The organism is Pseudoalteromonas sp. TB64, from assembly GCF_000498095.1.
Classification (GTDB): domain Bacteria; phylum Pseudomonadota; class Gammaproteobacteria; order Enterobacterales; family Alteromonadaceae; genus Pseudoalteromonas.
Genome location: NZ_AUTQ01000255.1, coordinates 1 through 12,484, shown reverse-complemented (window position 1 = coordinate 12,484; position 12,484 = coordinate 1). Strand labels below are relative to the sequence as shown.

The window sequence follows — 12,484 nt, the reverse complement described above, 5'->3', positions numbered from 1 at the left end:
TGCAAAGTTAAAGCCGTATTCATCACCAGCCCAGTAACCAATTTGCGATGCGCTGCCGGTATAACCTTGGTTGTACGAACCAGATGTATCGTAGTCGTCAAACTCAGCTAAAAAGTTTGTTGGATTTAGGTAGCCATCAGGTAGTTCGCCTGGGTTTTCTATCCCCCAGTTACCCATTGTATTACGTGTAAGTGATTGCAGTGAATGGCTTTCCATAGAGCGAGACTCTATACCAAAGTCAATTGCGCCGTTTTCAATTTCGTATTTACCATGGATTCTAAATTCTGTGATTTCAGACTCTTGGCGAGCAAAGTTAGAATCTAAAATAGACGTACCCACATCAGAGGCATCTAACGTGTTATTACAATTTAGGTTGTCTCGGCGGCAATCATCAAAATCGATACTCATTGACGGCAGTTCGCGGCTAAAATCAACTTCTTGTGCGTTAACTACGTTTGCGCCCAAGCCTGCGTTTACCCAACTGCCGTAAGGTGCATCTGGTTTGCTAGTGGCTTTTGAATTGTGCGCATCAAACATAAAGCTCAATTCTGAATTGAAATAGTACTCAACGTTTAAACCAATAGAATCGTTTTGATTAACTTGGTTTAGCTCTTGAAACGCTAAACCTAAATCGCGTGTTTGCTGATCGCGACGTTCTTCTCGGTAATAAATAGGGGTTTTTACCGTGTTATCGTCAAACGTTAGCGCACTTTTGTAGTTATCCATCCATATTGATTGCTCAGCACGGGTTTCGAATAAATCTTGCTTAGAATATGTGTAATCAAGCGTGGCTGTTAAATCGTCAATTGGGCTGTACTGCAGCGTTAATTGCGCGTTTGTACGAGTACGTTCTCTGTCGGCAATGGTGTAGCGCAAATCTGATGGCATTGAATAAAGCTGGCCAACGGCGGGTGCATTAGTTAAAACAATATCGTCTGCAGCTTGTGGAATTGTGCCGTCAAAAGCAGATGTATTCCATTGATTTACAAACGCACCTGTTGATGAGCTATCGCGCTGTTGCATGCTTGCTGTTAACGAAGCGCCAAATTTAGCTTCGCTGTCGGTCCAGCTAATTAAGCCCGAAAGCTCTGGTGTAATGTCATCACCAACACGGTTTGTTGAGTCGTGTAATGCTTTTACACCTACGCTTGAAATAAAGCCTGGATTGTCGAGTGGGCGAGCCGTATTTATATTAATTGTTGCGCCAATACCACCTGATGCAATACTTGCTTTACCTGTTTTGTATACTTCAACCGATTTAACGCTATCAGACGCTAAGTTTGCAAAGTCAAAAGCACGAGAGCTTGGTGTACCACCGCCTGAAGGCAATGAAGCTGCCGGCATAGTACGACCATTTAGGGTTACCATATTGTAGTCGGGACCAAAACCACGAACAGTTACTTTAGAGCCTTCACCATTTGAACGATCAATCGACACACCTGTAATACGCTGTAGCGACTCGGCTAAGTTGGTATCAGGAAATTTACCAATATCTTCAGCTGATATAGCATCTACAACACCTGCGGCGTCGCGTTTTAGCCGAGTTGACTCTTTAATACTGCTTTTAAAACCAGTAACTTGAATTACTTCAACATCTGTATTTGCTTCTTGTGCATATACAGGTAAAGAGATTGATGCGCCTAAAATCAGAGATAGGCTGGTCGCTATCTTTGTTTTTCTTACAATATGGTTGGACATTCGGTTTCCCTCGCACTTTTATCATTATTATTAACAGCTGTATGGGGCTGTTATTGTGTAATTATAAACATTGTCAAATGTATGGAAGCGCTTCCAGAAGTGCGTAAATAAGTGAACTTATGGAAGCGCTTCCAGAAATGCTAGTTTAAATTTTAAATAGGGTCAACTATTGTTTTAATAAAATGAGACTAAATTGTCCTTAAAATGTATTATTTTTAGATATAAAATAATTTAATTTAGTTATTACAAATACTTATTGAGTTTCATTTTTGGATAAATTTGTAACAACTTTTTGTTATAAAAAATTGATTATTGGTCAATTTAGTTATTTAAGTATTTAACACTTTGCAATAAAAGAGGGTTTAACTAAATGTTAATTTGTATTTGGCAACGATATAGCAAATTGACTGGCGGGTTTACTAACTTTACTAAGGCGCAAATTTAGTGGTGACAAATATTATTATTAAAAATACTCCCGATCAAAAACAAAATTTAAGCCTACTCCAAAATATATATTGAAAAGCTAATCTAAAAACCTAAAAACCTAAAAACCTAAAAACCTAAAAACCTAAAAACCTAAAAACCTAAAAATATCACTATATCTCATATTATAAATTGCTCTTTAAAAGACCAACAATAGTTTAAAAAATCGTTAATTAAATCACCAAAAAGTAACGTAGGTTTTGCATAAGATGGTTTAACTATAAAGTTATCAAATATTGTGTATAACAGTGTTGCGAGTACCTTATTTTGTCGCTATTTTAAAGGCTCTATCTCATATGGATTTTTTATGAACATTAAATTTTTAGCGAGTTTTTATTCTTTTTTCTTATTGGCATTGTTTGGTTGCGATAATCAAAGTACATCAATACAAGGTAAGCCTCAGCTAAATAATAATGCAAGTAATACGTCAATAGACTTTGATGCAAATGCACCTGCTGCTATTCAAATAAGTGAGCCGGCTTTAGTTGTTGGATTGGTAGGCACGCATTGCAAAAGTGATGAAACAGCTTACATTAACGCTAAAATGCACAAAGTTATTCGCTCCATTGACGAATCAATTGTTTATAAGCTTGAGCCTTCTGATAACGTATTATCTATTTGCGTTGCAAAAGACGACTCTTCGCTTAGTTATCGCTTTGGTCGAATAGATGACATGGGGCTTGAAAAACTAGCGACTGCAGAGGCGCCATTTGGCAGTTACTACAGGCAAGTAGGGCGTGTTGGTGAAAGCATTCTATTTTTTAGTAATGGTGAGTACCATTATTATATTATTAACTCTGGTGGCATGGGCAGCGGCGTAACCGTTAATGTTTTTAAAAATGACACGCTTATAACTGAGTTGTTTTCGGGTAACGACCCTTACGATGATTTTGTTATAGCAACCGGTTTAAACTTACCTAAAAAACTGGTCCGCGAAACACAGCCCTTTAATAAAAGAATGCAGTAAATAATGACCCCTCAACAGCAAAACGTGATTGAACAAGGGCACTGGTTTAAAAAACGTAGCCCTTACTTAAAAAGCTTTTTATTAACGCAGGGTAAAACGCTTTCGCTTAAAGCCCAGCAGTCATTATTTTTACGTGGTGATAAGCACGACGGAATTTATGCCGTGCTTAGTGGTGTAGTGCGTATTAGTGGCGTAAGTAACGAAGGTAAAGAAGCTGTACTTAGTTTTATTGATTCGTCACTTTGGTTTGGTGAAGTAACTTTATTTGATGGTGGCCTGCGCACTCACGATGTATACGCACAAACAGACGTAGTGCTTTTTTATGTTTCACACCGTGCGCTTGAACCGCTTTTAAATGAACAACCACAATATTGGCAAGAATTTGGATTATTACTGGCGCAAAAATTACGCCTTATGTTTACTTCAATGGAAGATCACGCATTATTAAGTGCTGAGCAAAAAATATGTAATCGACTTTTAATGCTTAGCGAACATACAGAACATTTAACTCCGCTTGTTTTATCTCAACAGCAACTCGCTGATATGACCTACCTAACACGCCAAACTATTAATCAAATACTGCAACAACTCGTTAGCTTACAAGCTATTAGCTTAGGGTATCAACGAATTACTGTTTTAGATAAACAAAAGTTACAGGCCCGTGCCACACAAGCTTAAATAGAGACTGCTTTATTTAGTTGGAACCCAAATTGCTACAAACTATGTAACGCAACAATGGATTTGAGCTAATGACTACAATAACCTTTAAAAATCAATACAGTAATTATAACTCTCCTACAGTAAATAAAGCGGCAGGTCTAAGCGACGTTGCGGCAACTAATACCCTCCCTAACGAAAAAACAAATGATGTTAAAGGCATTAGCTCAACGCCTAAAGATCAAACGTTTTTAGAACGTGCTCAAGAAGCGCTGGTTTATCAACGTTTAGGTGTAAACAAAGACAAAATAGACGAGCTAAAAGCAGCAATAGAAGAGCTTACTAAAGAGCTCACTAAAAAACAGCAAGGTGAGGGCGCAGACCCTAGCGCAATTGCTGATAAAATAGAAGAACTTCAAAAAATGCTCGAGCAAGAGTATCAACAAGGCTCGGATCGTATGGGTATGAAAACCGAGCATGAGCAAGGGAAGATTATTTCTGCATTTGTTTAATTTACAAAATGTCGGATACCTGACATTGTTGCTGTACTTACTTTTGCTAAAGTAAGTTTTCATATAAAAATAAAGGCAACACAATGAAAACACTTCAACAGCAGCTTGGTAAATATGGTTTGTATCATCGTTCTAAGCGTAATGTACTAACGCACTTTTTTGGTATTCCGTTAATTGTATTTGCAGTGCTGTGTTTACTAGCACGCATTCAAATACCTATTGGTGGTTTTGTTACTGATAACTTAATGATTAATAGCTTTGTAATTGATGGCGCACAACTTTTTGTATTAGCGTCGGTTGTTTATTATTTTATGCTGAGCTTTTCGCTCGGCTTTATTATGGCCGTAATATTTACTTTACTCCTTGTTGGTGCTCAACCTATTGCAGCAATGGCGTTTTGGCCTTGGTTAAGTATTGGCGTAGGTGTGTTTGTATTTGGCTGGGTATTACAGTTTATTGGGCACTATTACGAAGGTAAAAAACCTGCGTTTGTAGATGACCTAATTGGCTTAATTATTGGACCTTTGTATGTAATGGTTGAGCTCCTCTTTTTAATGGGTTTTTATAAAACATTAGAAAACGAAGTAAACGCAATAGCAGGCCCTACAAAGGCATAAAGCATTTTACTAACTACCTTAATAAAACCTAATAAATAACAAAAAAGGGCAGATAACGTATGCAGTATAATAATAAAACAGTGTGGATCACCGGTGCATCGTCAGGTATTGGAAAAGAGCTTGCAATACAGTTTGCCCAGCTTGGTGCACGCGTTATTTTATCGGCGCGTAATGTAGATAAACTAAACGATTTAAAAGCAACGCTTAAAGGCGAAGGGCACTTAGTTATGCCGCTGGACTTAGCCCAGCCAGAGCACGTATTAAGCACAATAACAGCAAAAATGAGTGAGCTTCCTGCAATTGATATTTTAATTAATAACGGCGGCGTATCGCAGCGCAGTTTATTTTTAGAAAACGATTTTAACGTGTACCGCCAATTAATGGAGGTTAATTACTTTGGCTTAATTGCACTTACTAAAGCTGTATTGCCTGCTATGGTGGCAAGGCGCAGCGGCTCGATTGTGTCTATTAGTAGCGTGGCGGGTAAAGTAGGTTCAAAATTTAGAACGGGTTATTCGGGCTCTAAATATGCGGTTGTTGGCTTTATGGATTGCCTACGCGCAGAGGTTAGCGAGCATAACATTCATTGCTTAACAATTTGCCCTGGTTCTATAAAAACAGCAATTGCGCATAACTCATTAAACGAGCAAGGCATAGCGCAAAATAAACCAGAAGAGTCGATAGAAAATGGCATGGATGTAAGCGTAGCTGCCACAAAAATGATTCGCGCCATTAGCGATAAAAAACACGAAGTGATTGTTGGTAAAGGCTTAAGTGGTTGGGCACCCACAATTAAACGCTTTTTTCCTACTTTGTTTAATCGCATTACAGCAAAAACAAACTATAGGTAGCGTCGCTTATTTCAAAGGCGTAAAATGCCGTAAATTTGATCAATTTAGAAAAGGATTCTAAATGAAATATTTATGGCTGAGCCTGTTTTTTATTGTATTAATTTGGTCTGGTATTAACCCAAAAGATCAATTTACATGGCTGCTTGAAGTTATCCCCGCAATTATTGGTTTAGTGCTGCTAGCAAGCACCTATAGTCACTTTAAACTTACCCCTATTTTATACACTTTTATTTTAGCGCATTGTATTGTGCTGATGATTGGCGGGCACTACACCTACGCCGAAGTCCCTTTGTTCGATAACCTGTTCGGTAGCGAGCGTAATAACTACGACAAAGTAGGGCACTTTTTTCAAGGCTTTGTACCTGCGCTACTAGCGCGCGAAATTTTACTACGCAAAAATGTAGTAAATGGCAAAGGGTGGTTAATCGCCTTTGTTATTTCGGTATGTTTGGCATTTAGTGCGTTTTACGAATTAATAGAGTGGTGGGTTGCGGTTTTAAGCGGCGAAAACGCAGAAGCATTTTTAGGCACTCAAGGTTACGTGTGGGATACCCAATCAGATATGGGATGGGCGCTATTTGGGATAATTTTCTCGTTATTAGTGCTTTCAAAATTACACGATAAACAGCTAAAAAACGTTAAAGATTACTTATAAAAGTAGTGATAAAAACGTCCACTAATCGCATTAAATATTAATGGCTACTCAACTTAGCATAAAAAAGCAATCTGATTGATATATGTAATCGCTTTATTAAAAATGAAGTGTATGGCTAAAGTTTGCGGTAATAGGCTCAACAAATAGTGAAACACAAACTAAAAATAGCAAAACGTGATTAAACTGATAGTGAAAGTAAGCTTCAGTATTGGCATGCAAGCACTAAGTTAAACCCTGACTCGAGTATTAAAAACGATACAACGACTATGGAACAATTTGATAACAGAATAAAAGCCAGTAAAGAAGGAAAACCTAATGATAAATATAACACGTGATTACGAGTCTGTAGAGCTTGAAGATAATATTGAAAGTTTTGAAGATGATTATAATTACTCGACTAAAGCTTTACCTAATAATAGAGATAATTTAATAAGTTTTTTTGGCAACGCAATCACAATTTGCCAGTGGTGGTCGTTTGATTTAACCGAAGAAAACAAGCAAAAATCAATAACCGCATTAAAGCTTGCTGCAAAAGCAGGTGAGGCTATTTTTAGGCTAGGTCGAGAGCCTGAAAAAGAGCAGCGCGTTGTGATTGACGACATATTAGATGCCACCTACAACGGCAAAGGCTGGTTATTGGATGGGCGTTTGAATGCCGGTCGTTGGCAACAAGCGTTTTTTTGCGCAGCAATTGTCCGTGACATTGATGCGATGGATAGTTTAGCGAAGTTTCCTGTATCTTTAATGCGCCAGTGCTCTGCCACAAGCAGTGAAGCCGAGTATGCACTCGTTGAATTAATTCAAGGTATACAGCGTCGAGTATCAAATGATGAAGGTTTAGCTTTGCTAGGCAAGGCGCTAGAAGAGGTTAAGTTAGAAACCAAGGACCCGTGGGTCAGCTATTGCACCGGCGGTAAAACAAATTTTGTTCTTGCCTTTATGTTGGATGGAGAAGTCACCCCAAGTACCGCTTTAGCAGATGTATTGAATGATAGCTGGGAGTACCACGAGCGATTCTGTGATATGGGATACCAACAACCTGATTTTTACATGCCAATTGTCTTGCTAGGCTTAGCGTGTATGGCAAAAGACTTAGGTAATGAACTCAACGTGCAATCAGACTTTATTCCGCAGTTTTATATTGATGGCGACTATTTGTAGTTTTACCTCAGCCCCCAAAACCCTCAACTAAACAGATTTAATTTAAAGGAATAAACATGATAAACATAACACGTGATTATGAGTCCGTAATGCTTGAAGATAATATTGAACGTTTTGAAGAAGCGTATAATGATGTTATTGAAGATTTACCAATCAAAAAAGAAAATTTAATTTACTTAATGGGAGATGCAATCAAAATCTGCCAGTGGTGGTCGTTTGATTTAACCGAGGAAAACAAGCAAAAATCCATAAAAGCATTAAAAATAGTCGCAAAAGCCGGTGAGGCAATTTTTAGGCTAGGTCGCGAGCCTAAAAAAGAGCAGCATATCGTGATTGACGATATATTAGATGCCACCTACAACGGCTTAGGCTTATTAGAAAATGGTGGATTACATGCGATGCGTTGGCAAGAAGCCTTTTTTGCTGCAGCAATCGTGCGTGACTATGAAGCGATGGACAGTTTGGCTGAGTTTACAGTGTCACTAATGCGAAAGTGTTCTTCTAAAAACCCTGAAGCAGAGTATTTATTGACTGAGTTAATACAGTGTATTCATCGTCGTGAATCAGGACCAAAAGGTATAGAAATCCTTACTAAGTTGATGGATGAAGTGATTGAAGGTGGCAAAAAAGAGCCGTGGGTTGCATACGGTACAGGCGCAAAATCAGATTTTATTATTTCGTTCACCACAAAATCAGAAGCAACACCAAGTGAGGCATTAGCAAGTGCGCTAACCGAAAATTGGAAATACCATGAGCGTTATTGTGACCATGAGTACCAACAACCTAGTTTTTATATGCCAATTAACTTGCTCGGTTTAGCGTGTATGGCAAAAGATTATGGTAACGAACTCAACGTGCAATCAGACTTTATTCCGCAGTTTTATATCGATGGCGACTATTTGTAGTTTTGCCTCAGCCCCCAAAACGCTCAATCAAACAGATTTAATTTAAAGGAATAAGCATGATAAACATAACACGTGATTATAAGCCTCTAAGCATAAAAAGAAATAGTGACCGATTTGAAGAAGAATATAATGAGTCAATTGAATGCTTACCTATAAAAAGAGATAATTTAATTTATTTATTGGGAGATGCAATCAAAATCTGCCAGTGGTGGTCGTTTGATTTAACCGAAGAAAACAAACAAAAATCCATAACCGCACTAAAGCTTGCTGCAAAAGCCGGTGAAGCTATTTTTAGGCTAGGTCGAGAGCCTGAAAAACAGCAGCGCGTTGTGATTGACGATATATTAGATGCCACCTACAACGGTAAAGGCTTATTAGCAAATGGACGATTACATGCGATGCGCTGGCAAGAAGCCTTTTTTGCTGCGGCAATTGTGCGTGACTATGACGCGATGGACAGCTTGGTTGAGTTTCCGGTATCGTTAATGCGAAAGTGTTCTTCTAAAAACCCTGAAGCAGAGTATTTATTAACTGAGTTAATACAGTGTATTCATCGTCGAGAATCAGGACAACAAGGTATAGAAACCCTCAATAAGTTGATGGATGAGGTGATTGAAGGTGGTAAAAAAGAGCCGTGGGTTGCATACGGTACAGGTGCAAAATCAGATTTTATTATTTCGTTCACCACAAAATCAGAAGCAACACCAAGTGAGGCATTAGCAAGTGCGCTAACCGAAAATTGGAAATATTGTGAGCGCCACCGTGATTTAGAGGGATATGAACAACCTGATTTTTATATGCCAATTGTCTTATTAGGTTTAACGTGCATGGCTAAAGACTTAGGTAACGAATTAAACGTGCAATCAGACTTTATCCCGCAGTTTTATATTGATGGCGACTACCTGTAGTTTTACCTAAGCACCCAAAACGCTCAACTAAACAGATTTAATTTAAAGGAATAAATATGCCAGCTGAAACATGTGATTATGAGTTTCTACAAAAACTCGTTTTATTTTAAGTTTATTAATGTGCGTTTAATACGATATGCGCAATCAGCCATACCAGCTCAATATAAGTAAGTTAATATGAATTTTATAAAAACCTTTACACTTCCTATGTGTTGGATCTTTTTGATCCCTATCGTCTCTTACCTTTTTTTTGGTTATGCAGTAAATGAAAGAAATGAACAAGTAAATAATCTTGTTTATGAATCTTTATATGCCGATAAACCCACTTCAAATGTTGAAAAATTGCATATTCAAGAATCTTTTAATTTATTTGATTATGCGTCTGTTTGCAGTGAAAAAAAACCTGAGTTTCAAACTCTCATTACAAGTTTGGGTAGCCTGTGTGACGATTTTTATTATTATAATGTAGGGAGTGAGCTCAGTTTTTATAGCATTTTAATCTCAGTTTTTATGCTTATTTTTACGTTAGGTTTTTTTCTATTATCTTTTAAATCACAAACAATCCAGTACAAATCTTTTGTTATATCTTGGAATATTTCTAAATTATTTTGCATTGCTCAAGTAGCCATCCAAGGCACGTTATTATTAGCAGTTTGCTTTTTTGGCACTGTTCTTTTATGGAACACTTATTATCCACAAATACTTATTTTTATTGGTTTACCAGTTGGTATTGCGTGTATACAAATGATTGGTATTTTAATTGGTCGTACAAAAATTCCAAATTACGTTATAGGGCACCCGTTAACACAAACAGAAGCACCAACACTTTATGAGGAATTAACGCGTATTTGCGATAAGTTTGATACTGACTTACCTGATAACGTAGTACTTGGGATAGAGGATAACTTTTTTGTGACAGAGCATGAGTTAACTTTGAATGAAGATATAAAGCTCATAGGAAAGACGTTATACCTAAGTATTTTCCATCTTAAAAAATTAAATAAACTAGAGGCGTCGGCTATTTTGCCCATGAAATAGCGCATTTTAGTGGTGAAGACACTTTTTTTTCAAAAAAAACAATACCAATGTTAGCCAAATGCGATGAGTGCTTGATGGTATTACATAGTCGCTTTATTACTATTCCAGCGGCCTATTTTTTATTGTTTTTTAGAGGTCTTTTTGAAATCAGTTTTGGCAAGGTAAGTCGAATGCGAGAGTATCGTGCTGATTTTATGGCTGCAGATTATGTAGGCGCTAAAGCATTGGTTAATGGGCTGGTTAAGTTTGTGTTTTATTCTGAATATAGAGCCAGCATAGAAGAGGAGCTGATTTTAAAAAATGAGCAAGTTAAAAATCTAGACTTTTTAAAACAAATAGAAGATGAGGTACATGATTTTGCAAAAGATTATACCTTTGAAGATAATATTTTAAACCAGGTTATTCATCACCCTTTTGACAGTCATCCTCCCATGTATAAAAGAATAGAAGCTGTAGGTTATACATTAGATATTGATGACATTAGAGCTGGTATATTAAATGATGATGAGGATAGTTGGTATCATGAGATTAAGTCTGCTCGTTCAATAGAATTAGAATTAATGAAAGCTTTTGAGGATGATTTTATTTCAACACACGAGCAAAACTTAGTGTATCAGCTTATTCCTACCACCGATGAAGAAACCAAGCTTGTCGAAAAGTATTTTCCGCCTGTGGACATAGTCAGTAAAAATGGTAAAACAACATTAAATATTACATGTAAAACATTTAAATATTCTACATGGGAAGATGAGGTTAATTATGATGATGTGGAGTCATTTTTAGTTAAAAAACCGCTGTTTCGTAAAAAACGTATGCTGTTTAATTTAAAAAATAATAAACGGTTATTTTTTCCTATTAAGTGTTTTTCAATGGGGGAAGAGGAAGTGGCTGAAACGTTTTCAATGTATTATTCGAGGTTTATAATAGCAAACGACTACGAGGAGGAAATACAGGGCAAGAGCATGAAAAAACACTATAAATTCAATACCTTTTCAAGATAAGCTGTACTGCGCATCGCTTTCTTCTGCTTTGCTGGCATACCTTTACTAAAACTGGTTTCAGCCTTTAATTGATTAAATGCGATATGCCTCAGCCCTGCAAATACTGGCGCTGCACCTTCGCGCCTAATTCGGCACTCATCTTCTTTAAATCCTACGTCTAAACGCCAATGTAATCCGTTCTCTATTTGCCAATGTTGCCGCGCTGACCTTGCCAATTCTTCCGCCGTTAAATATGCTGAACTGATATAGTACCTATAACATAACTCATTGCTTACTTTACCTTTTTCCTTTCTGTAGGAAACAATAACACCCACCGTCTTTGCACCTTCCCAGTGTATCGTTTCTGATAAATCACTTACATCATGACGCACTGCACAACACCTAAACTCCTCTCTGTTTTTTTGATAATCTGCTTCATTAAACAAAATCCCTTCAGACGCTTGTCGTGTTATCTCCGGTAATAAAGCCCCCTCTATTTGCGACAGGAGTCCTTTATGATTTGCCTTCACTGCAAGAAGGTAATTAGCTTCTTTGCTCACTATTTTTTCTGCAATTGATTTTTGACACCCCATGGCGTCAATTGTGACTAAGCACCCTTTTATCTCAAGTAACTCAAGAAGTGTTGGTAACGCTGTTATTTCATTCGACTTTTTATCAACAGGACATTGCGCTAAAACGACACCATTTTCGCATGAAAACGCACTGACCATATAAAGTGCATCGCGCCTATCTGACTGATTAAATGAGCCTTTTAAGCATTTACCATCAATAGCTACGACATCGCCCTGGGTTAACTTAGTGCATGCTTTCATCCAAGAAGAAAAAGAATCTTGAAATTGCGTCATATCGATACGGCTTAGTACGCGGGCAATTGTGTCATGACGAGGAATACCTTGCTCTAGGGGAACATATTTCCTGAGCCAATCTAATCTATCATGACCAAAATCTTCAATATCTTCCCAGCCTTGGCATCCAGACACAACAGCGCTGACGGCTAAGAATATGATATCAAATAGTTTATGAACCACTTT

The 12,484-nt window shown here is 37.5% G+C and carries 13 protein-coding genes; 11 read left to right on the top strand and 2 right to left on the bottom strand.

Annotated elements, in window-relative coordinates; genetic code table 11:
* On the bottom strand, positions 1–1,698 hold a 1,698-nt coding region (locus L647_RS0121070; protein ID WP_024612776.1), incomplete at its 3' end, for a TonB-dependent receptor.
* 790 nt (positions 1,699–2,488) lie between these two features.
* Here L647_RS0121070 and L647_RS0121065 point away from each other — a divergent pair.
* The 11 genes from L647_RS0121065 (at position 2,489) to L647_RS0121015 (ending at position 11,453) form a co-directional block, all read left to right on the top strand.
* Positions 2,489–3,148: a hypothetical protein gene (locus L647_RS0121065; RefSeq protein WP_024612775.1), complete on the top strand. Its 660-nt coding sequence runs from the start codon at positions 2,489–2,491 to the stop codon at positions 3,146–3,148.
* Between the two features lie 3 nt (positions 3,149–3,151).
* Positions 3,152–3,826 (top strand): Crp/Fnr family transcriptional regulator, encoded by a 675-nt coding sequence (locus L647_RS0121060; protein WP_024612774.1) that lies wholly within the window; start codon positions 3,152–3,154, stop codon positions 3,824–3,826.
* Between the two features lie 71 nt (positions 3,827–3,897).
* Entirely contained in the window at positions 3,898–4,317 is a 420-nt protein-coding gene (locus tag L647_RS0121055; protein ID WP_024612773.1) for a hypothetical protein, read from the top strand.
* 83 nt (positions 4,318–4,400) lie between these two features.
* Complete coding sequence (locus tag L647_RS0121050; protein ID WP_024612772.1) at positions 4,401–4,934, top strand: Mpo1-like protein; 534 nt, start codon at positions 4,401–4,403, stop codon at positions 4,932–4,934.
* A 59-nt stretch (positions 4,935–4,993) separates the two neighbouring features.
* Positions 4,994–5,785 carry an SDR family oxidoreductase gene (locus L647_RS0121045; protein ID WP_024612771.1) on the top strand — a complete coding sequence of 264 codons (792 nt, stop codon included), beginning with the start codon at positions 4,994–4,996 and terminating at the stop codon, positions 5,783–5,785.
* 61 nt (positions 5,786–5,846) lie between these two features.
* Positions 5,847–6,440: a DUF2238 domain-containing protein gene (locus L647_RS0121040; RefSeq protein WP_024612770.1), complete on the top strand. Its 594-nt coding sequence runs from the start codon at positions 5,847–5,849 to the stop codon at positions 6,438–6,440.
* A gap of 315 nt (positions 6,441–6,755) precedes the next feature.
* Complete coding sequence (locus tag L647_RS0121035; RefSeq protein WP_024612769.1) at positions 6,756–7,601, top strand: immunity 49 family protein; 846 nt, start codon at positions 6,756–6,758, stop codon at positions 7,599–7,601.
* A 56-nt stretch (positions 7,602–7,657) separates the two neighbouring features.
* A complete protein-coding gene (locus L647_RS0121030; RefSeq protein WP_024612768.1) occupies positions 7,658–8,506 on the top strand; it encodes an immunity 49 family protein in 849 nt (282 codons plus the stop codon).
* A 56-nt stretch (positions 8,507–8,562) separates the two neighbouring features.
* The gene (locus L647_RS0121025; protein WP_024612767.1) at positions 8,563–9,414 is read left to right on the top strand and encodes an immunity 49 family protein; all 852 of its coding nucleotides are present in this window, start codon (positions 8,563–8,565) and stop codon (positions 9,412–9,414) included.
* 177 nt (positions 9,415–9,591) lie between these two features.
* Complete coding sequence (locus tag L647_RS0121020; protein ID WP_024612766.1) at positions 9,592–10,452, top strand: hypothetical protein; 861 nt, start codon at positions 9,592–9,594, stop codon at positions 10,450–10,452.
* A complete protein-coding gene (locus L647_RS0121015; RefSeq protein ID WP_081707004.1) occupies positions 10,449–11,453 on the top strand; it encodes a M48 family metalloprotease in 1,005 nt (334 codons plus the stop codon). The genes L647_RS0121020 and L647_RS0121015 overlap by 4 nt, the downstream gene beginning before the upstream one ends.
* Here L647_RS0121015 and L647_RS0121010 read toward each other — a convergent pair.
* A partial coding sequence (locus L647_RS0121010; protein WP_024610393.1) for an ISAs1 family transposase occupies positions 11,426–12,484 on the bottom strand: 1,059 nt, incomplete at its 5' end. The genes L647_RS0121015 and L647_RS0121010 overlap by 28 nt on opposite strands.